We start from the raw sequence: 24018 nt of genomic DNA on the forward strand, positions 1-24018 counted from the left end.
TATTTCGGTTCGAAAGGCTTTGAGTTCGGTCCCGACCGGCCGGACGACGACGAGGGTGGCGTTCCGCGCCGGTCGGATTCGACCGTCACCGCCGACCTCTGGGCTTACTATACTAACTCACGCTCGGACATGACGACTATCCGGATTGAGTTCAAAGCGCGATATTCGGCCTCGATTCGGCCGATTCGGGGTTTCGGGCCGCGGGAAGAGTTGTAGTTATTCCAACATGCCGCGATAATCCACGCCCTGCCGTCACGGAATCGGAAGGTCAACCATTTAATACCCAGCGGGAAACCGTAACCGTATGAAGCGAGTGGACGTTGCTATCGTCGGCGGCGGTCCCGCCGGGACCTCCGCCGCGCGTGCGGCCGCCGAGCAGGGTGCCGACGCGCTCCTCGTCGAGAAGGGCGTACCGCGCGCCGACCGCGAGGAGTTGGGACCGGACTCGACCGACGCCGCCGGAATGCTCGACTACTGGGTGGACATTCTGGATATTCCGTTCGAGGAGATACCCGACCACGTCATCCTCCGTGAGTTGGACCGGACCGAGTTCTTCGGGCCGAACGAGGCCTGCGTCATGGAGAGCACGGGCATCGAGTCGTCGTACGACGGGTTCGGGTTCACCTTCAACCGCGCGCGGATGGACGACTGGTTCCGCGAGCGGGCCGAACGAGCGGGCGCACAGTTCCGCGTCGGCGTCGGCGTGACCGACGTGACGACCGACCTAACCGGCGACCCGACTCACACCGTGCAACTCTCGGACGGCGAGGAAATCGAGACCGACTATCTCGTGCTGGCCGACGGTCCCCAGCGACAGGTCACGATGCGGGCGCTCGACCGGTTCTCGCCCGCTGACCGACCCATCTCGGACGTGCTGGCTCCCAACGAGGCCAACCACATCGCGTATCAGGAGTATCGTGAGTTCCCCGAGGAACTGTTCGAACCGAGTTCGCTCAAGTTCTGGTGGGGCATCATGCCCGGCGAGACCGCCTATCCGTGGATTTTCCCGAACGACGGCACGGTCGCGCGCGTCGGCCTGACGATGCCCATCGGGATGAACCTCGACGACGTGGACAACCCCGAGCAGTATGACCTGCTCCGCGAGGACGACGAGACCATCCCGCGGCCCGCCGAGTACATCGAGCGCCTGCTGGAGCGCCAGTTCGGCGACGAGTACGACCTCGCGGACTTCCCGCTGGTGACCGACCGCGGCAAGAGCAAGGGGACCGAGACCTACCCCATCTCCTCGACGCGACCCATCGAGTCGCCGACCGCGGCGAACATTGCCGTCGCGGGCGGCGCGATGGGCACCACCTCGGCGTTCCACGAGGGCGGCTATCACGTCGCGGCCCGAACCGGGCAAATCGCCGGAGAACTCGCCGGAAAAGGCCGACTGGGGAGCTACAACGACCGCTGGAAGGACGCCATTGGCGAGGAGATAACCCGGAACGTCACCTTCGCGGACATCGTGGCCGACTACGGTCCCGACGACTGGAACAGCGTGCTCTCGGCGGCGAGTGACGTTCTGGCCGACGAAGGCGAGGGCGGCCTGTTGAAGTACAAACTCTCGACGGGATTCACGGGCGCGAAAATCGTCACGAAGTACAAGACGACCAAGCGCAAGTTCCGAAACGGCAAGTACGTCCAGTTCCGCGAGGACGAGTACACCGTCTAAGACGGCGTCTCAGCTGCTTTCGCTCCCGTCGGTACGGAACACCAGACAGTAGCTGTGGTCGTAGCCGTAGCCGTAGGTTCCGCCGTCTCGCTCGTCCAGTTCGTCTCCGTTCCATCCGACGACGACCTCCCCCTCGAAGCAAAACGACTCCGAGACGGCGTCGGCCACATCCCACGCCAGCGTCGTCACCGCGCCCTCGTACTTCATGTTCGACACGTCCACGAGGACGTGCGCGTTCGGGGCCGCAAGGCCGCGCAGTCGAGCGAACAGGTCGGTCACGTCTGCGAGATACGTCTGGTAGTCACTCTTGCTGTCCTCGGCGTAGTTGCGGAAGGGGTTGACACCCATCGTCCGCTCCATGTACGGCGGAGAAGTGAGACAGCAGTCGAACGCCGGGAAGTCGTCGGGGTCGAGTTCGAGCGCGTTTCCCCGGACGACGTTCTCGCCGCGGTCAAGTCGCTCGCGGACGAATTCGGCTCGGTCGGCCTCGTACTCGACGCCGTAGGGCACCCGACCCAACTCCTCGGCGATGGTGAGGGTCGTGCCGAACCCGGCGAACGGGTCGAAGACAACGTCGCCCGCCTCGGAGAACTCGCGTAGGAAGTGTCGGACGTACGTCTCGGGCGTTCGCACGTCGTCGTACTCGGGCGGAATCTCGGTCTCCTGCTCGTACGGGAGGGTCACGAACGTCTGCATGGACCGAGGTACTGTCGGCCGCCAGATAGCTTCTCGGGTCCGAGACCCCGCGACCCGCGCCATCGGAACCCCGTTGCGTCCGTACCGAACGCCCTCGGCCAACGCAATGCAAAACCTACTACTCGCTCGGGGACCCTTTATACTGTCGTGGGCGACTCTGGATACCGTAGCGTAACGAACCACCCGACCGTCGTCCGACTCTATCGGTTCGTCGTCGTCGGGGCGAGCGCGGCCCTCGTGCAGAGCGCGGTGCTGTGGCTACTCGTGGAGTTGGGCGGACTGAACTATCTGGTCGCGGCCACTATCGCCATCGAACTGACCATCATCCTCCAGTTCGTGGCGAACAACGCGTGGACGTTCCAGCACGCGAGTTACAGCGACCGGTCGGACTATCTGGTCGGGTTGCTCCGGACGAACGTCGTCCGCGGGAGCGCGATTCCGATTCAGCTCGCGCTCCTCTGGGCGTTCGTCAACTGGGCTGGACTGGTCTACCTGCTCGCTAACGGGTTCGCCATCTTCATCAGCGGTCTCTATCGGTACTATCTGGACTCGCGCTGGACGTGGCAAATCGCGTGAAAAGCGTCGCCGAACGCCGCGAGCGGGGGTGCTCGGACCGTCGGCGGTCCCGCGAGGTCAGTCGTCGTCCTCGTACTCTTCCTCGTCGTCCTCGTACTCTTCCTCGTCGTCCTCGTCGTCCTCGTACTCTATGTCCTCCTCGACCGCTTCTTCGAGGTCAAGGTGTCCCTCGCCGCTGTACGTCGGTTGCTCCACATCCTCCGCGGTCGCTTCGAGGTGGCGGCGGATTTGACCCGGCGTCGCATCGGGATTAACGCTCTTGACGAGCGCGGCGGCCGCGCTGACCTGCGGGGCCGCCATGCTCGTGCCCGCCTTCCAACCGTAGTCGGCGATCATGTTGTCGTCGTCGTCCCACGTAACGGTGGTACTTAGAACCATGTCGTACTGCCAGTTGGCGTCCGACGGCGGGTTCTGGACGGAGTTTCCGCCGGGCGCGCTGATGTCGATGGCCTCGCGCCCGTAGTTCGTGTACGACGCGGGCGTCGTTGTTGGTTTCCGCAACTCGTCGAGTGGCTCTTCCACCTCGTCGTCGTCGTGTTCGTGTTCGTCGTCGTGTTCGTGTTCGTCGTCGTGTTCGTCGTCGTCGTGTTCGTGTTCGTCGTCCTCGCTCGACGCAGCGTCGTCCCACCGGAACCCGATAGGTCCGGTCCCGCTCACGCTCATCACGTTGTCGGCCTCGTTGGGGAGACTGAGCACGTCGCCGTCCTCGTCGAGGTTCGTCCCGTCGTTGCCCGCGGCCGACACCATCAGCGTGCCTTTCGAGGCGGCGTGGTCCGTCGCGCGCTCGATGGAGTCTCGCAGCGTTTGGTTCTCCTCGTTGTCGGGCAGCGGGTACGCGCCGAGACTCATGTTGGCCACATCGGCCTCGATATCGCCCGCGTAGGTCATCGCCGCGATGATGTCGCCGAAGAACGAGAACGGTCCCGTGAACACCCGGAGCGCGACGAGTTCGGTCCCCGGTGCGGTGCCGACGACGCCGTCGGTGTTCGAACCGTCGGCGGCGATGATACCCGCGACGTGGGTGCCGTGGTCGTTGTACCACGGCGTGAAGTCGCCCCCGTCGCCCGTGAAGTTCTTCGAGAGGTCCGTGTTGAGCGGGCCGCTCAGGTCCGGGTGGTTCGGAATCGCCCCCGAGTCGAGGACCGCCACGCGGGTTCCCCGTCCCGTGGTCTCTTCGAAGACCTCGCCAATCTCTTGGGAGTGTTTGTCCCACTGGAGTTCGTACCGAGACGGGGTTCCGGAGGCGTCTTCATCATCGTCCTCATCTTCCTCGTCCCCATCATCGTCGTACGCGTCGTACTCCTCGTCCTCGTCTTCGTCGTACTCTTTGTCCACTTCGAACCGCATCTCCACGTCCTTGGAGTGGCGCATCCCGCTGAGGGCCTTCTTATCGCCCTCAACGACGGCGATGTCGATCTGGCTCAGGTCGTGGACCACCGTGAGTCCCTCTAAGTCACTCTCGTTGGCGTCGCGCAGGTCCACGATGTACCGCTCTTCGGCTGATTTCGCCGAGACCGTCGTGGTGGTGAACGCGAGTCCGCCGAGCGCCGCGCCTGCTCCTTTCAGAAACGAACGTCGATTGGTTTTATTTCCCATAATTTAAACACCTATTTCTTTGACTTAAAAATTATGATTTAAAATACTAAAACGCACCTTTTTATGAACTCAGTTTTAGTTTCTCTGAGAGATAGAAACGAAAGCTTGAACCTCGGCGATTCTCGAACCGGTCAGCGAACAGCTCCGGAAGCGCGCGCCGCGTCGGAGAACCAAAATAGAGTGACTGGGCTGCGGTTGCCCGAGCGGTCTAAATCGACTCGTTCAGCGCGGCCTCGATGTCGAGGTAGCCCGAGCCGTGGTACTTGGCCGGACCCACGTCGCGCGCGGTCGCTTCGAGATGCTCGCGGATTTCGCTCGGCGTCGCGTCGGGGTTGGCGCTCTTGACGAGCGCAGCGGCCGCCGAGACCTGCGGGGCCGCCATGCTCGTGCCCGCCTTCCAGCCGTATTCGGGCACCATCTCGTCGTTGTCGCCCCACTCGAAGACCGTACTCAGCACCATGTCGTACTGCCAGTTGGCGTCCGACGGCGGGTTCTGGACGGAGTTTCCACCCTGCGCGCTGATGTCGATAGACTCACTCCCGTAGTTTGTGTACGGGGCGGGGTCGGTCGGCTCTTCGTCGAGTTTGTTGAACGCCGCGTGGTAGTTCCGAATGAACTTGCCGTTGCCCTTGTCGTCCCACCGGTAGCCGACGGGACCCGTCGCGCTGACGCTCATCACGTTGTCCGCCGCGCTCGGCAGATTGAGAACGTCGCCGTCCTCGTCGAGGTTCTTCCCGTCGTTGCCCGCGGCCGACACCATCAGCGTGCCCTGCGAGGCGGCGTAGTCGGTCGCGCGCTCGATGGACTCCTTCAGAAGCCGGTTCTCCTTGTTGTCGGGTAGCGGGTACGCGCCGAGACTCATGTTGGCCACGTCGGCCTCGATATCGCCCGCGTAGGTCATCGCCGCGATGATGTCGCCGAAGAACGAGAACGGTCCCGTGAACACCCGGAGCGCGACGAGTTCGGTCCCCGGTGCGGTGCCGACGACGCCCTCGTCGTTCTGGTCGTCGCCCGCGATGATGCCCGCGACGTGGGTGCCGTGGTCGTTGTACCACGGCGTGAAGTCGCCCCCGTCGCCCGTGAAGTTCTTCGAGAGGTCCGTGTTGAGCGGACCGCTCAGGTCCGGGTGGTTCGGAATCGCCCCCGAGTCGAGGACCGCCACGCGAGTCCCCTCGCCGCGGGTCCTCCCGTGGAGACCCGAGACGCCTTGGTCCTGTTTGTCCCACTGGAGCTGCGAGAGCTTGTGCGGGCCGGGTTCGTCGCCGTTCCCGTTGTCCTCGGTCTCCGCGAAGTCGAACTCCATCTCTACGTCCTTCGAGAACGATTCGCCTTCGACCTGTCCCTTCTCGGCCTCAACCACTGCGAGGTCGATCTGGCTCAGGTCGTGGACGACATCCACGTCGTCGAGAACGCCGTCGGACGCCGATTTGAGGTCCACGAGGTATCGCTTGTCCGCGGACTCCGCCGAGACCGCCGTCGGCAGTGCGAGTCCGCCGAGCGCCGCGCCCGCTCCTTTCAGAAACGTACGTCGATTGGTTTCGTTCCGCATGTCTATGAACCAGAGATATTCTTTATTAAATAGTTCGGTTTTATCTATGATAAAAGCAAAAAGATGGTTGGAGATATTATATTTTAAGTGAGATAGCCTCGATAGCGTAGCGTTCGAAAATATCTGCTCGATACGGTCCGTTGACCGTACGTTCAGGAACCGAGCGATATGAAGAGTGGAACTCGGTTACAACGACTTGTGACCGGTCCGGACGCCGCTCGCTTGGGATGTGACACCGCGAACCGGGAAAGTTGCCGCAGGCGAAAATCCGGCTCTATCTCCGGTCGCTCAGTAGCCCTTGCCGAGCAGTTCGCGGGCGATGATGTTTTTCTGAATCTCCGTGGTCCCCTCGTAGATTTGGGTGATTTTCGCGTCGCGGTAGAACCGCTCGACCGGGAAGTCGTTGACGAAGCCAGCGCCGCCGTGAATCTGGACGGCCTCGTTGGCCACGTCAACGGCCACGCGGGAGGCGAACTCCTTGGCCATGCTGGCGAGTTTCGTGATGTCCTCGCCCTGATCAACGCTCCACGCGGCCTTGTAGGTCAGGTTGCGCGCGGCCTCGGTCTCGGTATGCATCTCCGAGAGTTTGTGCTGAATCGCTTGGAACTCGCCGATTTCGCGGCCGAACTGCTCGCGCTCTTCGGCGTAGTTGAGCGCGGCCTCGGAAGCACCCTTGGCGATACCGACGCCTTGGGCGGCGACGGCGGTCCGGGTCTCGTCAAAGAACTGCATCTGCTGGAGGAAGCCCATCCCGCGGGTGCCGACGAGGTTCTCCTCGGGCACGCGCACGTCGTTCAGGATGAGTTCCGCGGTGTCGGACGAGCGGATACCCAGTTTGCCCGTAATCTTCTCGGACTCGAAACCGTCGCGGTCGGCCTCGACGACGATCTGGGAAAAGCCGTTGTATCGGCCGTCGGCGTCGGGGTCGGTCTGACAGAGGACGACGTAGTAGTCGCCGACCGACCCGTTGGTGATCCACATCTTGTTCCCGTTGAGTATCCACTCGTCGCCGTCCTTCTCGGCGCTGGTGGAGACGCTGGACACGTCCGACCCCGTGTCGGGTTCCGAGATGGCCGCGCCCATGATGGCGTCACCCTCCGCGATGGGCGACAGGAAGCGCTCCTTCTGGTCTTCGGTGCCGTACTCCATGACGGCGTGGGCACCGAACGACGCCGAGGTGATGCAGAGACCGATGCCGGGGTCCACGGCGAACAGTTCCTCGGTGATGATTGCCGATTCGAGGTTGTTGTAGCCCGCGCCGCCGTACTCCATCGGGATAATGGAGCCAAGCATCCCCATCTCGGCGGCCTTGTCCATGACCTCGTGGGGGTACTTCTCCTCTACGTCGTACTCCTTGGCGACCGGAGCGACTTCGTTCTCGGCGAAGCGCCGAACTTCTTCACGAATCTGTTTCTGCTCGTCGGAGAGTGCGAAGTCCATGCTTCCAGATTACACACCCTCCCGTAAATTACTTCGTAACCGACAGTAAACTCGTCGAGAGTTTCTAACCCACAAGAGGGAAACGTTCAAACGCCCGGCAACCGACTATACGAACATGGAAGTAGACGATATCAACACCATCACGGTTCTCGGAGCAGGCAACATGGGCCACGGCATCGCCGAAGTCGCCGCCCTCGCAGGGTTCGAGGTCAACCTGCGCGACATCAAAGAGGAGTTCGTCCAGAACGGCTACGACCAAATCGAGTGGAGCCTCGACAAACTGGCCGAGAAAGACCGACTCACCGACGAGGAGGCCGAGGCCGCCCTCGACCGCGTGACGCCGGTCGTTGACTTCGAGGCGGCCGTCGAGGACGCCGACTTCGTCGTCGAGGCGGTCCCCGAGAAGATGGAAATCAAGAAAGACGTGTACGGCGAGCTGGAAGAGTACGCGTCCGACGACGCCGTCTTCGCCACGAACACCTCCAGCCTCTCGATTACGGAACTCTCGGAGGTCACCGAGCGCCCCGAGCGGTTCTGCGGGATGCACTTTTTCAACCCGCCGGTCCGGATGCAGTTGGTCGAAGTCATCTCGGGCGAACACACCGACGACGAGGTGCTGGACCTGACCGAAGACCTCGCCGAGGAGATGGGCAAGACGCCCGTCCGCGTCCGCAAGGACAGCCCCGGTTTCATCGTCAATCGCGTCCTCGTCCCGCTAATGAACGAGGCGGCGTGGATGGTCGAGTCCGGCGACTACACCGTCGCCGAGGTCGATAGCTCGACCAAGTTCGACATGGGTCTCCCGATGGGGAGCTTCGAACTCGCCGATCAAGTCGGCATCGACGTGGGCTACCACGTCCTCGAATACATGAACGAGGTGCTGGGCGAGACCTACGAAGCGTGCCCGCTCCTCGTGGAGAAAGTCGAGGCCGAGAAGCTCGGCAAGAAGACCGGCGAGGGCTTCTACGACTACGAGAACGGCGGCGCGGACATCCCGACCGACGCCGGAAGCGAGACGGCCGTCCACCGCCTGCAAGCCGTAATGGCCAACGAAGTCGCCAAGCTGGTCGGCAACGACGTGGCCGACCCCGACGCCATCGACGACGCCGTGATGCTCGGCGCTGGCTTCCCCGAGGGTCCCGCGAAGATGGCCGACGACGCTGGACTCGACATCCTGCTGGACACCCTCGACGACCTCCACGACGAGACCGGCGAGGCGCGCTACGAACCCGCTGACTACCTCCGCGAGGCCGCCGAGAGCGGCGGCTTCTACGGCGGCGAGGAAGACGACAGCGACGAAGGCGAATACGACTACGACACCATCCGCGTCGAGAAGCCCGGCGACATGGTTGGCAAGATCGTCCTCGACCGCCCCCACCGCATGAACACGGTCAGCGAGGAACTACTGGACGACCTCGGCGACGCGGTCGAAGCGCTGGAAACGGACGACGACGTGCGCGCACTCTTGCTCGTTGGCGAGGGCGACAAGGCCTTCTCGGCGGGCGCGGACGTACAGAGCATGGCCGCGGGCGGCGGCGACCCGATTCAGGCGGTCGAACTCTCGAAGAAGGGCCAACAGACCTTCGGGAAACTCGAAGCCTGCCCGATGCCCGTGCTGGCGGCCATCGACGGCTACTGTCTCGGCGGCGGGATGGAGATGGCCACCTGCGCCGATATGCGCATCGCCACCGACCGTTCCGAGATGGGCCAGCCCGAACACGACCTCGGTCTCCTCCCCGGCTGGGGCGGCACCCAGCGACTCAAGCACATCGTCGGCGAGGGCCGCGCCAAGGAAATCATCTTCACCGCCGACCGCTTCGAAACCGAGACGATGGCCGACTACGGCTTCGTCAACGAAGTTGTCGAAGTGGCCGAGTTCGAGGACCGCGCCCACGAACTCGCCGCCGACCTCGCGGCCGGACCGCCAATCGCCCAAAAGTACACCAAGCGCGCGATGCTCGCGGGCCGCGATGATACGGATGCGGGTCTGGAAGTCGAATCGCAGGCGTTCGGCCACCTCATGAACACCGACGACCTAATGGAAGGCATCACGGCGTTCATGGGCGACGGGGAGCCGAACTTCAAAGGCGAGTGAACGAGCCGTCGAAGTGAGGCGACCGTCGTCAGAGCTTGCCTCTGACGGAAGTGAGCCAGAGTTCGAAGGAAAGTAAGCGGAGCGAACTGACCGGCGACGAACCGGAGTTTCGACCAACCCCGTTTATTTGCAACTCACTTTTCGAGAGCCATCGGCGTCGTTCGGACAGTACGCTCTCCTCGGTATCGTTTCGTCACCGAATCGAGGAAGTTTATAGTCTCGATAGTCTAGAAAGACGATAGATGAAGCTCTATCAAAAAGAACACTGGCTCGAAGCGAAATACTGGGACGAGGGACTTACGCAGAAAGAAATCGCGGACAAGTGCGGCGTCTCGCCCTCGACGATTCGCAAGTACATGAAAAAGTTCGACATTCCGACCCGAGAGATGCGCGGCGAGAACCACCCGATGTACGGCCGAGAACGGACCAAAGAAGAAAAGCGAAAAATTTCCGAATCGCTAGAAGGTCGGTCGTTCTCCGAGGAGACCCGGCAACGGATGTCGGAGGCACGCGAAGGGAACGAGATACCCGACGACGTTCGTGAACAAATCGCCGACTCGCTCGAAGGAATTACTCGGTCGAAAGAGACTCGACAGAAGATGAGTAAATCGACGGCCGGAGAGGACAATCCGAACTGGCGGGGTGGCTACAGCAGGCGATACGGGTCGGGATGGTCCGTTGCACGAGAGACCATCCGCGAGCGCGACGAAGTCTGCCAACACTGTGGCCACGATGGGTCCGAGAGGCGGTTAGAGGTCCATCACGTCGTTCCCGTGAGAATATTCCGGAACGCGGAACATCTCGAAATCGAGGACGCTCACGACGAAGAGAACTTAGTCCTTCTTTGCAACCGCTGTCACGGCAAGGCGGACCACCGAAAAATCGAGTTCGACGCGCCGATAGAACTACTTTTCGACGCCAAAGTGTAATTCACCTATTTAATCCGTGGCAAATCACGCCACGGCGAGATGGATTTAGTGAGGTTTATAAATATCCGGGCCATTCGTCAAAATGCGTCCGGGAGCGGACCCGGAAGAAGATAAACGCTCCGTTGGTGTAGCCCGGCCAATCATTCGGGCCTTTCGAGCCTGTGACCTGGGTTCAAATCCCAGACGGAGCATAATTTTGACGTGAAATAAACCATTACGGCTACGATTCCTCAATTCGGTGTCGATATTCGACTCCGCAGATTCAACCTTCTTACCTCGACTCACTCGAACCACACGTCGCCGAACGACTCGAAGAAGGGTCTGCCTGTATCTACGAACTCATAGCGCGCCGCGAGGTCGCGGGCGACGCCTTCGACGCCCTCTCGGTGGTCGTCGAATCGGTCCCGATACGACGCTGCTAGCCGATTGCTCACGTAGGCTCGGAGCGACTGGTCGGACTCCAAGGCCTCGAAGATGGTGTCGCCGCCGGTCGGGAGCGTTTGTTCTTCCGGCGCGGCGACGTGAGCGAGGAGGAGTTGGTTCGAGGCCAGTGCCTCCAGTCCGGCGTCGATGGCGTCCAGTTCGGCGAGAAAGTCGCTACAGACGACGACCAGTGCCTTCGAGTCGATAGTCGCGGCGTAGTCGGCGAGCGCCGCCTCGAAGTCTGCCTCGCCGTTCGGTTCGACCGCGTTGCACTCCTCGACCAGTTCGAGAACTTCCCCGCGGTTCGACCGGCCGCGGTCGAGTCTGCGGGCGGTCTCGTCGAAGACCGCGAACCGGAACTCGTTGTGTTCGCGGGCGGTGAGGTAGGCGAACCCCAACCCGATTTTCGCGGCGGTCTCGAACTTGTCGGGGTCGCCGAAGTCCATCGACGCGCTCGAATCCACGAGGACGTGGACCGTGAAGTTACGCTCGGCCTCAAACTGCTTGACGTAGAGTTCGTCGGTCCGGGCGTAGAGGTTCCAGTCGATGAATCGAGGTTCGTCGCCCGGTGAGTACCGGCGGTAGTCCGCGAAGGTCAGGCCCTCGCCGACCGCCTCCGCGGTGCGGTCGCCTTGCTGTTGGGAGCGGGCGTCTCGGTCGTCGGCGGCGTCGAAGCGGTCGAGTTCGTCCAGAAAGTCGGTCGTGATCATCGTCTCAGCGGTCCTCGACTAGCGCGCGTATCGCGTCGTCGGGCGTCAGTCCCTCGCGCTCGGCCCGAAAGTCCACGACGACGCGGTGGCGAAGGACCGGCACGGCCATCGCCGTGATGTCCTCACGCCCGACGTGGGTGCGCCCCTCCACGAGCGCGCGGGCCTTCGCCGCGCGGACCAGCGACATGCTGGCGCGGGGACTCGCCCCGTACTCCAAGTCCTCGGCAGTCCGGGTGTCGCGCACGAGGTCCACCGCGAGGTCACGGAGGTCGTCGGCGATGGGGACCTGATGGGTGAGTTGTTGCATCTTCCGGAGTTCGCGGGTCGAGACCTTCGACTCGACGGAGACCGACGCGTCCACGTCGCCCGTGTAGCGGTCCACGATTTCGCGCTCGGCCGCCGCGGAGGGGTAGTCCACGAGAATCTTCATGAGGAAGCGGTCGGACTGGGCCTCGGGCAGAGGGTAGGTCCCCTCTTGGTCGATGGGGTTCTGCGTGGCGAGGACGAAGAACGGTTCCGGCAGGTCGTAGGTCTCGTTGCCCGCCGTCACCTGTCCCTCCTCCATCGCTTCGAGCAGGGCCGATTGGGTCTTCGGCGTCGCCCGGTTTATCTCATCGGAGAGGACGAGGTTGGCGAACACCGGTCCCTTCTCGAAGGTGAAGGTGCGGCCGGTCTCGGTCTCCCGAACCATCTCGGTCCCGATAACGTCCGAAGGCATCAGGTCGGGAGTGTTCTGGATGCGCGAAAAGGAGAGACCCGTGACCTCCGCGAGCGTCCTGACGAGCAGCGTCTTGCCGAGACCGGGTGTACTCTCCAACAGCGCGTTGCCGTCACAGAGCAGGCAGGCCAGCACTTGGTCTACGACCTGCTCTTGGCCGACGATGCGCCGCTGGACCTCCGAGCGTATCGCCTGAATGCGGTTCGTCACGTCGTCGATGGCTTGGTTTCGGTCAGTCATCCGTAGTGTTTCCTTCGAGTTCGTGTGCGTATCGTTGGACGAGCGCCGCGTCCTCAACGCGCTCGGGCGAGGTGAACCCGGCGCGCTGGGGGTCCACGGCGGAGTCGTCGCCGCTGTCGCTCGAATCGCCCTCGTAGTTCCAGTCGCGGTCGCCCTCGCCGCCGGGACTCGCGTCCACCGCGGCCGAGAGGTTCTCCGAGCCAGCGGACACGTCGGTCGGGTCGCCCAGCACCTCCTCGCCGTCCTGCAGGGCCGCCGACTCCGTGGAGAGCGCGTCGCCGTCCGAGTCGCCGGGCGCGGAGTCGCCCGGTCCGGAGGGTCCGGCAACGCCGATTTCGACCCCGATAACGGCGGTCTGGACCGTCGCCAGACTCACCGCGAGTGCGAGGACGAACGTGGCCGCGAGGCGGGTCGCGTTCAGGAGGTTGACGCTGGAGGTGTCCCGGAGTCGGTCGAGTACGTCGCCGTAGAGCGACTGGACCATCGGGTTCGAGCGGTCGTCGCGCGCGGCGTCGCGCGCGGTCCGGAGCGCCTCGCTGACCTCGGGGTTGGCCGCCTCGAACTGCTCGGCGGCGGGCCGTCGCGTCCGAAGGCGAAACTCCGCGGCGAACGCGACGACTCCGACGAGGAGGGCGATTACGCTACCGACGCTCGGCGCTGGCGCGCCGAGCGAGTCGAACGCCGAGGTCCCGACCTCGATTTCGAGCGCGGGAATACCGACGAGGGTCGCCGCGAACCGGACCACCAGCAGGACGCAGACCGCGTCGAGACTGGCGTAGACGAACGCCACCTTCCGGCATTCCCGGCGAATCTCGGCGAGCGCCGCCTCGATGTCGTCGCGGTCGCTCGCGTCGGAAGAGTCCTCCGCGGCGTCGTTCGCGGGAGTTGCGTTGTCCGCCGCGGCGTCGGCCGTCGGCGCCTCGGACTCGTCGCTCATCCTCGCACCTCCGGAGCGCGTCCGTCAGAACCTCGTGGGGTCGCGGACGCCGCGGCGCCCGCGACCCCGCCGCCCGACCGACTCCGCCAGAGTCGGTCGGGCCGCCGGTAGTCGTTCGACTGGGACTCCAACTCATCGATGCGCTCTTGTAAGCGGGCTATCTCCTCGCGGAGGTCTTGAATCGTCTCGTTTTTCCGGTCGAGGAGGCGCTGTTGGCGTCTGACGGTGTCGTTGACGCGTTCGAGCGTCTCGTTGCGGGCGTCGGCGGTTGACTGGAGGTTTTCGACCGTCTCGTTGAGTCGGTCGGTCCGCTCCTCGGCGGTCTCGAACTGGCGTCGCAGTCTGTCGCGCTCGTCTTTCACGTCGGACAGGCGGGTTCGAGTGCGTTCGAGGTTGTTCTCCGTCGAGTTCAGTTCCCGCTGGGTGTCGTTGAGTCGCTCCTCGGTCGCGCGCAACTGCTTGGACACGTCCTCGATGTCCGAGAGTCGGGTTTCGAGCGACTCGTTGAGGCTCTGGAGCGACTTATTCAACTCGTTGACGCGCGCCTGCTTGCGCTCGACCTGCGCGGACAACTCGTCGTTTCGGTCGGTCAGCTTCTGGTTCTCGGTCCGGAGATCGCCGACCGACTCTTGATGGACGACGGTCGTTGCGGCGAGTCCGAACGCCGAGAGACAGACGAGCAGCGCGAGCGCGACGTTGATGGTATCGCCGATGTAGCTCATGGAATCACTCCGTTACCGCGGCGTCGGCGGAGTCGCCGAGCGCAGATTTCGCCGACCAGAACCAGTAGGCCCGCGAGCAGGACCACCCAGTCCCACGACCGCCGGACCTCTCGCTCGCGGGTCGCCTGTCGCTCGATGGCGTCGGCGATTGCCGAGGGGTTGTTCGCGTCGAACGCCCGGCCGTCGGTTCGTTCGACCGCCCGTTTTAGCTCCGAGGAGACGCCGAGCGCGGCGTACTCCGCCGGGTAGTTGACCGCGTAGGCGCTCCCGAGCGCCGACTCGTAGCCGAGGTCGGTCGGGGTCGAAGTTGCCTCATACCGGCCGGGCGCGACCTCCGAGAACGACAGGGCGGCGCTCTCGGAGGGGTTCGGCGGCCCCTCGCCAGCGTAGACGACCGTCGTGGACTCACCGACGCGGGTGTCGGGCGCGGCGACGACGCCGGTGGCCTTCCGCTGGGGGTCGCCGATGGCCCAGTTGACGGTCCGCGAGAGCAACAGCGAGTCGGGTTCCGTCCGGAGACCACCGAGACCGCCGTCCGGGCCGTAGGCCGTGACCGCACCGACCCGGCCGAGACCGAACCGCCACGTCGAGAGCGCGGGCGCGCCCTCGCCGGTCGCCACCAGCAGGTCGCCGCCGGGCTTGACGCTCACCTCGTTGACGCCGGGCAGACTCGCGGTCGGGTTCACCCCGCGGGTGACGAAGTGGCCGTCGTCCACGACGACCGCGTGGTCGCCGCTGTAGCGTCGGTTCGCGCCGCCGAACTCGACGCGGAGCCGATTGGTCTCGTTCGCCAGCAGGAACGACCCGCCGGTGCGCTCGGCGATGCCGCCGAGAACGCGCTCGTTAACGGTGCCGACGCCGACGCTGACGACGCGGACGTTCCGGTTGGCGAGTCGCTCGGCCGCCGCGAACGAGGGATTCGCGTCGTCGCGGCCGTCGCTCAGGAGGATGACCGTGCCGCCCTCGTCGCCGAGGAGTTTCGATGCGCCGAGCAGTCCCGACGCGATGTCGGTCGTCCCGCCGCTCCGGAGGCTTCGAATCTTGCGCTGCAGGCTCTCGCGGTCGCTGTCGAGCGACGAGAGGTCGGCGACCCGGTAGGGACTCCCGTCGAACGCGACGACGCCGACCTCGTTGCGGTCGCCGAGTTGCGAGAGAACGTCGAGCGCGAGCGCCTTCTGAATCTTCATCCCCTCGGAGGCGCTTCCCGACACGTCCACCGCGAGCGCGACGCGGGATGTCCGGCCGGTCGAACCGCCGACCTCGACCGGCAGGAGCGACGAGAGGCGCGAATCGCCGTACTCGCCTTTCTCGTAGGCGTTGTCGCCACCGACCGCGAGGAGACCGCCGCCGTCGATGACGTGGCTCTGGAGCGCGCTCACGTTCCCGAGGTCCGGCGCGGCCACGTCGTGGACGACGACCGCGTAGTAGTCACGCAGGTCGTCGGGGACCGACTCCGCGCGGGTCACGTCGTACAGTTCCCGGAGGTACCCCTCGAAGGCGTAGTCGCCGCGACTCACGTAGAGGACGCGAGGTTGCTCGACGACCTGCACGGTCTTGCGGTAGGTGTCGTCGCTCGCGTAGGCGTCCTCGCCGCCGAGTCGCGCCGTGACGCGGTGCGGGCCGGTCTCCGAGAAGTTGCGTTCGACGGTGAACGCCCCGTCGTCGGGGACCTCGCGGGAGACGACCTCCTCGCCGTCGATGGCGACCGAAATCGGACGCCCAGTTGGCACGCCCTCGACGCCCGCGACCCGGACGCCGAAGCGATTCTCGACGCCGACGCTGGCCTTCCGCGGGCCGGTGACGACGACGCGCGAATCCGAGCGGTCGGTCGTCAGGCGGACTCGGTTTATCGTCGCGTTCACCGAGCGCGCGAGGTCGGTGGCTCCGGCCAGCGACGCGCCCCGCGTGACCTGCCCGTCCGAGACCACCAGCAGACTCGCGTTCGGCCGGAGGTTGGCGGTGAGGCCGTCGCCGACGCGCGAGCGGTTGTCCGACGCGACCGTGACGCGCTCGACGGCGACGCCCTCCGCTTCGATTCCGGTTTCGAGGTCGTCGGCGACCGGTTCGTGGAGTCGCATGCTGGCCGAGTCGTCCACCAGCATCGTGACGGTCGGGTCGCCCGCCGTCGTCGCCGTCGTGACCGTCGTCGGTCCCGCGGCCGCGACGACGAGACAGGTCACGACGAGCAGTCGGGTGGCGTACAGCGCGAGTCGAGCGCGCCGACTCGCGCTCCGGTCGGACGAGCGCGCGGCGTCGTCGCCACTTCCCCGCCGGACGAGAACCCAGAGAGCGATTGCGGCGAGGGGCACGGCCGCGAAGACGAGCGGCCGGGCGAACTCGACCGCGACGCCGACGCCGGGAATAGTGGTCGATAGCAGGCGCGTGACCACCAACAGAGGCGAAATCGGACTCATCAGAGGTCACCTCGATAGCGCAGGAGGGCCAGTTCCAGCACGACGAGCAGGGCCGCGACGCCCGCGACGACCGGCGTGAGTTTCAGGGGAACGGTCGTCGTCTCGGTGTCGGTGTCACCGGCGCTCGCGCCCGCGTCGCCGACGCTCGGCGCGGAGACGTTCGACTCGCTCGCGCTGGCCAGCGACGCGCCGTAGCGGTCGCCCCCGACCTCGTAGAACCCGGTCTCGCGGAACGCGAGCGCGCTCGTCTGGCGCGTTCCGCCGGGCGTCTCGACGGTCGCGTTGCCGCCGAGCGACAGCGTGGTGCCGGTCTCCGGGTTCATCGCCGACAGCGAGCGGCGGCCCGTCAGGTCGTAGACGACGCGCTTCCAGAACACCGGATACCGGTAGTTGTGCGCGAACGAGGCGTCACCGGCGGGGTAGCCGTAGTAGAACACGTTTCCGGCGTCGAAGCGGGCCGAGGCCAGCAGTGGCGTCCCGTTCTCCGTGGCGAGCAGCGACTCACCGGCCCGGAGGTCGGCCCGTACCGCGGTCTCCGGGGTCGGGAAGGTCACGTCGGCCGTGAGGTCGGTCTCGTTGGGTTGACGGACCGCCGGGTCGGTGAGGGTGCCGTTCGGCGCGACCGGCAAGAGGTCGCCGTAGCCGACCCCCGAGAGGTTCGACTGGGCCTGAATCACGACGCCGCCGCCACCGGCCAGCGTCTCGCGGGCGACCTGCGTCGTCCCGTCGAGCAGTCGGCCGGGGTCAACCGCGCTGAAGACCACGAGATCGTAGGACTCCGAAATCGACGCGGGCGGATTCTTGACGGTCACGTCGGTCCCGCGGACGACCTCCAGCGCGGTAATCAGCGGTCGGTTCGGGTCGTTGGTCACGACCAGCACGTCCATCGTCGGGTCGGACGGGGCCGCGACGACGAGACCGTCGTCGGTCGCAAACGAGTCGCCCGGCGAGAGTTCGAGTCGGCCGCCGCCCGCCGGGACCGGGAGGTCGGCGGTGGCGACTTCGCCGGGAGCGAGCGTCAGCGACTCGCTGGCCTCGCCGAGCGTGACTTTCCGGGTCGCCTCGCCCTCGCCGAAGTTCTTCACGCGGACCGACGTGGTGCCGTCGGCGAAGGCGTACTCGACGACGCCGACGTTGGCCGACCCGCCGCCAGCAAACTGCCGGAGCGACACGTCGTAGCCTCTGGCGCGGGCCGAATCGACCGCGCTCCGCCAGTTGCCCGACGCGAAGTCGCTGGCGACCACGATGCGGGCGTCCTCGCCCGCCACCGCCGCGGCGCGGTCGATGGCCGCCCGGAGGTCGCCCGGCGCGTCCGAAACTGCGAGTCCGTCGAGTGCGGTACGGGCCTCCGCGGGGGGCGCGCGCCGGGCGACGACGGCAGTCTCAGCGCCCGCGACGACCACGGAGGTCTCTTCGGTCGCCGCCCCCTTCGCGACGGAAATCGCGCGGTCGAAGCGCGCGGTGCCGCCCGACTGGGTCGCCATGCTCGCGCTCGCATCCGCGACGACGACGGTCTCGGAGACGGTTCGGGTCTCCGAGACCGGGACGTAGGGCGCGGCCAGCGAGACCGCGAGGGCGAAGATTGCGAGCAACTGGACCGCGAGGACGGCGTTGCGCCGGAGGCGGCGGAGCGCGGGGTGGCGGCGACTCGTCTCCCGGTCGCCGACGAGGAACTCGACGGCGGGAAAGGAGCGTCGCTCGGGGTCGGGTTTCAGGAGGTACAGCGCGAGGACGGGCACCGCGGCCGCCAGCGCCGCGAGACCGAGCGGTCGGAGGAACACCGACGAGAGCGTTTCGACTCCGGGAAGCGCCAGCGGGAGCGTCGAGAGCGGGCAGAGGGGACTCACGGCTTGTCGGACACCTCCGGCGAGCGTTCGGGCGGGAGTCGCCAGCGAGGCGGGGAGGGTGGTGGGCGGGCGACGGTCGTCGTACCAGTCCGGGCCATCGTTCGGGGTCGCCCGTCGGCGAAACTGTCGGAGGGGCAACGGGCGGTTGGGTGGTTCTGTTCGCGGGTCGTGTAAATAGCTTTTCATCCACGGTATCGGACGATTCTCCCTCCGACCCCGCACTCGCTACGTTCGGGCGTACAGCGCGTAGGTCAACACGCCGAACCCGAGCGCGGTGAAGACGCTCTCGATGACGATGCCGCCCTCGATGCTGAGGCTCGTGAGCTGGTGGACGACGCCGCCGAGGACGGTCCCCGCCGTCACGAGACCGAACCCGACCGCGAACGCCCGGAGCGCGGGGGCGTTCGTCCGCCGGTACGCCTTGAACGCGAAGTAGGTTATCGTGCCGCCGAGCGCCAGCGTGAGGGCCTTGAGCGCGACCACGGCCGACCCGGCGAACGCTTGTGAACTACTCATGAGCGAGGGTACGCTCTCGCAGGCTTAGTTCCGGGGCGTCGTTTTCGAGATGTGGGAACGTGGCGGCGTCGTTCAAAAAAGATGTGAAGCGAGTCGTTCCATTGAATCGCCGCTTCAGGTGCGGTTTTACTCTTCGGCGACGAAACGACGCCACGAATGACCCAAGATGCACCTGACGTGGTCGTCCTGCGCAAAAGCACCCACGGAACGCCCGTCTCGCAGTACGTCGCCGACCTGCGCGAGCGCCTGCCCGACCGTGAAATCGTCCACGCGCGCACGCCCCACGAGGAGCGCGAGTTACTCGCCGACGCGCCGGTCGTCGCGGGAATGGAACTGGACGAGGACCTGCTGGAGCGCGCCGAGGCGATGGAACTGTTCGCCTGCGCCTACGCCGGGACCGGCCACCTGCCTCTCGACGCGCTCGAAGACCGCGGCGTGGCGGTGACGAACGCCTCGGGCGTCCACGGGCCGAACATCGGCGAACACGTCGTCGGGAACCTGCTCGTCTTCGCGCGGCGACTCCACGAGGGGTGGCGACGACAGCGCAACCGCGAGTGGCGGAGTTTCCAGTCCCGCGAGTTGCAAGACAGCACCGTCACGGTCGTCGGACTGGGAGCCATCGGCCAGTCCGTGGTCGAACGACTGGAAGGCTTCGGCGTCGAGACGGTCGGCGTGCGCTACACCCCCGAGAAGGGCGGCCCGACAGACGACGTGGTCGGGTTCGGAGACGAGGAGTTTCACGACGCCCTCGCGCGCACGGACTACTTCGTCCTCGCCTGCCCGCTGACCGAGACGACGCGCGGACTCGTCGGCGAGGAGGAGCTAAAGACCATGCCGCCGGACGCCGTCCTCGTCAACGTCGCCCGCGGGCCGGTCGTGGACACCGACGCGCTGGTGTGGGCGCTCCGGGGTAACCACCTGCGCGGCGCGGCGCTCGACGTGACCGACCCGGAACCGCTCCCCGAGAACCACCCGCTCTGGAACTTCGAGAACTGCTTGATTACGCCCCACTGCTCGGGCCACACGCCCGATTACTACGCGCGGTTGGCCGACATCGTCGCCGAGAACGTCCGGCGGTTGGACGACGGCGAGGAGTTGGAGAATCGGGTCGTCTGAGCGGGCGCGTCGCGGCGTCGTCGCTCGCTCTCGCTCGCGTCCGCTACCCGAGCGGCGACGCCTGCGGAAGGAGAGCCGAGCGCGGTCGAAGTCAGGAGCTACAGCCCTATCAATCCGGTCAGAATGGCGTACGCGCTCGTCCAACTGAGCGCGTGGACCGTCGCGGGGACGAACAGGTTATCCGACCGCTCGTAGAGGACACAGAAGACCAGTCCCTGCGCGAAGAAGTGGACCGCGCCCGTCGCCATCATCTCCGGGCCGCCACCGACGATGTAGAGTTGATGAGAGAGCGAAAAGAACCCGGCCGCGAACACGATTTCCGAGACTGTCGAGAACGTCCCCCGGAGTCGAGTCTGAATCAGCCCGCGATAGAACTGCTCTTCGACCATTGCGGGGAGTAGATACAAGCCCGCGAACACCAGCGGCCACGCGAGTGGCCACGTCGAGAGCGGGACCGACTGAAGCGGTGCGCCGCTAATCGTCTCCAGCGAGAGACCGAGACGCGGCACGACGACTTTCTCGACTTCGGTCATCGCGTTTAACCCGAACAGGCCGACCAGTACCCACGCGCCGTCGGCGAGTCGCGGCCGCCGGAACCGGACGTACCGCTCCCACTCGCGCGTGACGAGCAGATACGCGAGGACGAAGCCGGTGAACCCCCACTGGACGCCCCGCATCCGAAACTTGTACACCAATCCGGGGAGCGGGTCTCCGAACGCTTCCGACAGGACGCCTCTGAGAACGAGGAACGTCACGAAACTCGCTATCGACCCGAGCGCCGTCAGACCGAGAGCGACGGTGAACGCACGCAACCGAGTCTCTTTCCCAACGAACGACTTCGTTTTTGCAAACAGCGTTCCGTGCATCGACATCTGTGATGACGGCTACCGACGACGACCCCAAAAGAGGGCGAGACCGTTAACGCGATTTTTCCGGCGTGTACGGGCGTACACGGTGAAACATCTGCCTCGGTGTACGGAGTACACCCCCGCTTCTCGACAGTTCGGTAGAATAAACTGACACACCACAGAGCACTCCACCATGGCCGACGAACCTGCGTCGCTCCTCACCGAGACGCAACGACGGCGCGTCCACGACGACTTCGCCGAGAGCGCGCCCGCGAAGCGGCGGCGCGACCAGCGGAAGATTCGCTCGCGGGTCGCGGCCGGGATGGACGACTTCCGACTTCTCGCCAACTATCCCGACCGGCAGTTCGAACTCGCGTTCGAGGAGGTTTCCGACGAGGAACTCGCGCGGACGCTCGCGGATGCCCGTCTCACGGTCGAGCGTGTCCGAGAACTCCATCACATCGACCCGGATGAGGTGGCTGAACTCGCCGCGGACCGACGACGCGAACTCGTCGGCGAGGAAACCCGGAGCCTCGATGCGCTGGAGTTCCGGACGACCGAACAGCAACGGCGCGAGACCGAGGCGGCGGTCGCCGACGGTATGGAACCCACTCGCTGGAAACGACTCGCCGACGGACTTCTCAAACTCGGACTCCTCTTTCTCGTTCCGGCGAGTCTGTTGGCAGTCGTCGCGCCAGAACTCGCCAACGGACCGGCGGGCGGCGTTCCCGGCGTCGTCGGCGGTGTCGCGCTTGTCACCGGTCTCGCTATCGTCGGTTTCCGGGCGGTGAAACACGACGTGATGCCCGCGGTTAGACGCCTTCGGTCAGACCCGCGAGGACTGGTCTCGGACCTATGGAACCAGATCTGAGGACTTCCGAGTCGTCCAAGCGGTCAGCCGCCCCGAACCGCGAGTCCGACAAAGATGGCACCGAAGAGACCGATGACGAGCGCGGCGTACCACAGTACGGCGTCGCCCCGCAGGGTCGCCCCGGTCGGGTCAACGGTCAGCAGGAGTCCGGCGAAGCCGAAGAAAAACAGGCCGATGGCGGCGGCGACGACTCGGACCCCCGTTCGCTTTGGACCGGGGTCGCCCGACTCGGCCGCGACGCCGGTATCGAGCGCGTCGCGGAGTCGGGAATCGACCCGTCGGGGGACCACGAGCGTCCGCGGCGTGGCGAACGTCGCGACCCCCTCGGCGTACGAGAGTCGGTAGGCGACGTAGCCGCCGACCGACCAGCGCCGGACTCCGGCGAGCGTCGAGAGGTCGATGTCGGTTCCCGAGTAGGTGAGTCGCCCGTTTTCGGCGTCGAGGTCGCCCTCGGAGGCGAGCAGGCTGGCGAGTGCCAGCGGGACGAGGAGCGTCGCGCCGACGAGCGCCGAGAAGAGTTCTCTCGGGAGGACGTATCCGGCGAGCGCGAGCGTGGCGAGACCGCCGACAGCGGACGCCGCGAGCGTCCGGTGGCCGAGACCGCGAAATGGGGGCGCGCTCTCGCCGGTGGCGAAGAGGTGGGGCGCGGTTCGCGCTAGACCGAAGACGAACGCGAGGAGGGTGGCGACCGCGACCAGATAGCGCCCTTCGACCGCCAGCAGGACCGCGAGACCAACCACGCCGAGAGCGATGCCGAGCGCAAACCCGGCGACGACACCGACCGAGAGCGCGACGAGGCCGGAGAGCAGTCGGGACTCGGCTGGGGTATGTGACCACGCGAAGGTCGAGGAGTCCGCGGGCGCGGGGTCGGAATCGGTCGTCACACGCCATCCGAGTGACCGAGGGAAGAAAATTCCTGTCGTCTCGTTCAACAATCACCGCGAGCGAGGGTCGGAAGCGACTCGACTATCGTTAAATCCAGCCTTCGCTCTGGAGCAATTCGGCGTTCAGCACTGCCGCGCCCGCCGCGCCGCGAATCGTATTGTGCGCCAGCGTGTTGTACTGGACGCCCGCGGGCGTCGTCTGGACGCCGCCCGCCGCGATGGCCATGCCGCCGCCCAGCGTCCGGTCGAGTCGCGGTTGCGGGCGACTCGGGTCCTCGAAGACCTCGATGAGTTGGTCGGGCGAACTCGGCAGGTCGAGGCTCTCGATGGCGCAGAAGGCGTCCTCGACTTCCTCTTCGGTCACGTCCTGCTCGGTCTCGGCCCAGACGTTTTCGAGGTGGCCGTCGATGGTCGGCACGCGGTTGCACGACGCCGACACGTCGGCGTCGTGTTTCGAGAGTTGTGCGCCGTCGAAGCTTCCCAGAAGCTTTCGGGACTCGGTCTCCATCTTGTCCTCCTCGCCGCCGATATGGGGGATGACGTTGTCGAGTATCTCCATCGAGGAGACGCCCGAGTAGCCCGCGCCTGAGACGGCCTGTAGCGTCGAAACGTGGACGCGCTCCAGTCCGAACTGGTCGAGCGCCGCGAGCGTGGGGACCATCGTGATGGTCGAACAGTTGGGGTTCTTGACGACGGCACCGTCCCAGTCGCGCTCGTCGCGCTGGACCTCCAGCAGGTCGAGGTGGCCCGGATTGATTTCGGGGATGACGAGGGGCACGTCGTCGGCCAGTCGGTCGTTCGAGGAGTTCGAGGAGAGGACGTAGCCCGCCTCGGCGAAGTCGGGTTCGACTTCGGCGGCGACGCCGGAGGGGAGCGACGAGAACAGCAGGTCCACGTCGTCGGGGACGGCGTCAGGGTCGGTCTCGCTGACGGTCAGGTCAGCGACCGCGGACGGAATCGGGGAGTCTACCCGCCATTTCGCGGCGTCGCCGTAGGAGCGACCCGCGCTGTCTTCGCTCGCCGTTACTGCCGCCAGTTCGAACTCCGGGTGGCCGTCCAGCAGTTGGATACATCGCTGGCCAACCGCTCCGGTCGCACCGAGAACGCCGACTCGTACAGTCATCGTATCGTGGTTCGGTGGTACGTCGATAAAACGATTTGGGAAGGCCAGCTTTTTGCCCGACAGCGAACCCGACCGAGGGCGTCGCTACTGGGC

The 24018-nt window shown here is 65.5% G+C and carries 20 protein-coding genes and 1 tRNA gene; 7 read left to right on the forward strand and 14 right to left on the reverse strand.

Annotation, left to right across the window (positions count from 1 at the left end):
* The first annotated feature begins 304 nt into the window (after positions 1-304).
* Positions 305-1675: an NAD(P)/FAD-dependent oxidoreductase gene (locus EP007_RS01680; RefSeq protein WP_128475997.1), complete on the forward strand. Its 1371-nt coding sequence runs from the start codon at positions 305-307 to the stop codon at positions 1673-1675.
* Between the two features lie 9 nt (positions 1676-1684).
* On the opposite strand, the gene EP007_RS01685 is transcribed toward EP007_RS01680, so the two are convergent.
* The gene (locus EP007_RS01685) at positions 1685-2371 is read right to left on the reverse strand and encodes a DNA methyltransferase (RefSeq protein WP_128475998.1); all 687 of its coding nucleotides are present in this window, start codon (positions 2369-2371) and stop codon (positions 1685-1687) included.
* A 147-nt stretch (positions 2372-2518) separates the two neighbouring features.
* On the opposite strand from EP007_RS01685, the gene EP007_RS01690 reads away from it, so the two are divergent.
* On the forward strand, positions 2519-2947 hold the full coding sequence (locus EP007_RS01690; RefSeq protein ID WP_128475999.1) for a GtrA family protein: 429 nt from the start codon (positions 2519-2521) through the stop codon (positions 2945-2947).
* A gap of 57 nt (positions 2948-3004) precedes the next feature.
* On the opposite strand, the gene EP007_RS01695 is transcribed toward EP007_RS01690, so the two are convergent.
* From EP007_RS01695 to EP007_RS01705, 3 genes are all read right to left on the reverse strand, one after another.
* Positions 3005-4543, reverse strand: a complete 1539-nt coding sequence (locus EP007_RS01695; RefSeq protein WP_128476000.1) for a S8 family peptidase — start codon at positions 4541-4543, stop codon at positions 3005-3007.
* 208 nt (positions 4544-4751) lie between these two features.
* A complete protein-coding gene (locus EP007_RS01700) occupies positions 4752-6092 on the reverse strand; it encodes a S8 family peptidase (protein ID WP_243700422.1) in 1341 nt (446 codons plus the stop codon).
* Between the two features lie 288 nt (positions 6093-6380).
* A complete protein-coding gene (locus EP007_RS01705) occupies positions 6381-7532 on the reverse strand; it encodes an acyl-CoA dehydrogenase family protein (RefSeq protein WP_128476001.1) in 1152 nt (383 codons plus the stop codon).
* A 115-nt stretch (positions 7533-7647) separates the two neighbouring features.
* Between EP007_RS01705 and EP007_RS01710 the strand changes: the two genes are divergently transcribed.
* The 3 genes from EP007_RS01710 (at position 7648) to EP007_RS01720 (ending at position 10747) form a co-directional block, all read left to right on the forward strand.
* Entirely contained in the window at positions 7648-9627 is a 1980-nt protein-coding gene (locus EP007_RS01710) for a 3-hydroxyacyl-CoA dehydrogenase/enoyl-CoA hydratase family protein (RefSeq protein WP_128476002.1), read from the forward strand.
* A gap of 242 nt (positions 9628-9869) precedes the next feature.
* A complete protein-coding gene (locus EP007_RS01715; protein WP_128476003.1) occupies positions 9870-10556 on the forward strand; it encodes an NUMOD3 domain-containing DNA-binding protein in 687 nt (228 codons plus the stop codon).
* 116 nt (positions 10557-10672) lie between these two features.
* A tRNA-Glu gene (locus EP007_RS01720) sits at positions 10673-10747 on the forward strand.
* Positions 10748-10837: 90 nt separating this feature from the next.
* Here the strand turns inward: EP007_RS01720 and EP007_RS01725 are convergent.
* From EP007_RS01725 to EP007_RS01755, 7 genes are all read right to left on the reverse strand, one after another.
* Entirely contained in the window at positions 10838-11689 is an 852-nt protein-coding gene (locus EP007_RS01725; protein ID WP_128476004.1) for a DUF58 domain-containing protein, read from the reverse strand.
* A 4-nt stretch (positions 11690-11693) separates the two neighbouring features.
* Positions 11694-12647 (reverse strand): AAA family ATPase, encoded by a 954-nt coding sequence (locus EP007_RS01730; RefSeq protein WP_128476005.1) that lies wholly within the window; start codon positions 12645-12647, stop codon positions 11694-11696.
* Positions 12640-13584, reverse strand: coding sequence for a DUF7502 family protein (locus EP007_RS01735; RefSeq protein WP_128476006.1), 945 nt, complete (start codon positions 13582-13584; stop codon positions 12640-12642). The genes EP007_RS01730 and EP007_RS01735 overlap by 8 nt, the downstream gene beginning before the upstream one ends.
* On the reverse strand, positions 13581-14306 hold the full coding sequence (locus EP007_RS01740; RefSeq protein ID WP_128476007.1) for a coiled-coil domain-containing protein: 726 nt from the start codon (positions 14304-14306) through the stop codon (positions 13581-13583). Before EP007_RS01740 ends, EP007_RS01735 begins: the two co-directional genes overlap by 4 nt.
* The gene (locus EP007_RS01745) at positions 14303-16720 is read right to left on the reverse strand and encodes a vWA domain-containing protein (RefSeq protein ID WP_128476008.1); all 2418 of its coding nucleotides are present in this window, start codon (positions 16718-16720) and stop codon (positions 14303-14305) included. The genes EP007_RS01740 and EP007_RS01745 overlap by 4 nt, the downstream gene beginning before the upstream one ends.
* Positions 16720-18567 (reverse strand): BatA domain-containing protein, encoded by a 1848-nt coding sequence (locus EP007_RS01750; RefSeq protein WP_208023515.1) that lies wholly within the window; start codon positions 18565-18567, stop codon positions 16720-16722. The genes EP007_RS01745 and EP007_RS01750 overlap by 1 nt, the downstream gene beginning before the upstream one ends.
* Before the next feature lie 225 nt (positions 18568-18792).
* Positions 18793-19083: a DUF7521 family protein gene (locus EP007_RS01755; RefSeq protein ID WP_128476010.1), complete on the reverse strand. Its 291-nt coding sequence runs from the start codon at positions 19081-19083 to the stop codon at positions 18793-18795.
* A gap of 156 nt (positions 19084-19239) precedes the next feature.
* Here EP007_RS01755 and EP007_RS01760 point away from each other — a divergent pair, with 156 nt between their 5' ends.
* A complete protein-coding gene (locus tag EP007_RS01760; protein WP_128476011.1) occupies positions 19240-20199 on the forward strand; it encodes a D-2-hydroxyacid dehydrogenase in 960 nt (319 codons plus the stop codon).
* A 98-nt stretch (positions 20200-20297) separates the two neighbouring features.
* Here EP007_RS01760 and EP007_RS01765 read toward each other — a convergent pair whose 3' ends face one another.
* Positions 20298-21071, reverse strand: a complete 774-nt coding sequence (locus EP007_RS01765; RefSeq protein ID WP_128476012.1) for a CPBP family intramembrane glutamic endopeptidase — start codon at positions 21069-21071, stop codon at positions 20298-20300.
* Positions 21072-21240: 169 nt separating this feature from the next.
* Here EP007_RS01765 and EP007_RS01770 point away from each other — a divergent pair, with 169 nt between their 5' ends.
* Complete coding sequence (locus EP007_RS01770; RefSeq protein ID WP_128476013.1) at positions 21241-21918, forward strand: ABC transporter permease; 678 nt, start codon at positions 21241-21243, stop codon at positions 21916-21918.
* Between the two features lie 23 nt (positions 21919-21941).
* On the opposite strand, the gene EP007_RS01775 is transcribed toward EP007_RS01770, so the two are convergent.
* Both EP007_RS01775 and asd read right to left on the reverse strand, forming a co-directional pair.
* Positions 21942-22802, reverse strand: coding sequence for a hypothetical protein (locus tag EP007_RS01775; protein ID WP_128476014.1), 861 nt, complete (start codon positions 22800-22802; stop codon positions 21942-21944).
* Between the two features lie 88 nt (positions 22803-22890).
* On the reverse strand, positions 22891-23925 hold the full coding sequence (gene asd / locus EP007_RS01780) for an aspartate-semialdehyde dehydrogenase (protein WP_128476015.1): 1035 nt from the start codon (positions 23923-23925) through the stop codon (positions 22891-22893).
* Between the last annotated feature and the right edge of the window lie 93 nt (positions 23926-24018).

This window comes from Halorussus pelagicus (assembly GCF_004087835.1).
GTDB classification, from domain to species: Archaea; Halobacteriota; Halobacteria; order Halobacteriales; family Haladaptataceae; genus Halorussus; species Halorussus pelagicus.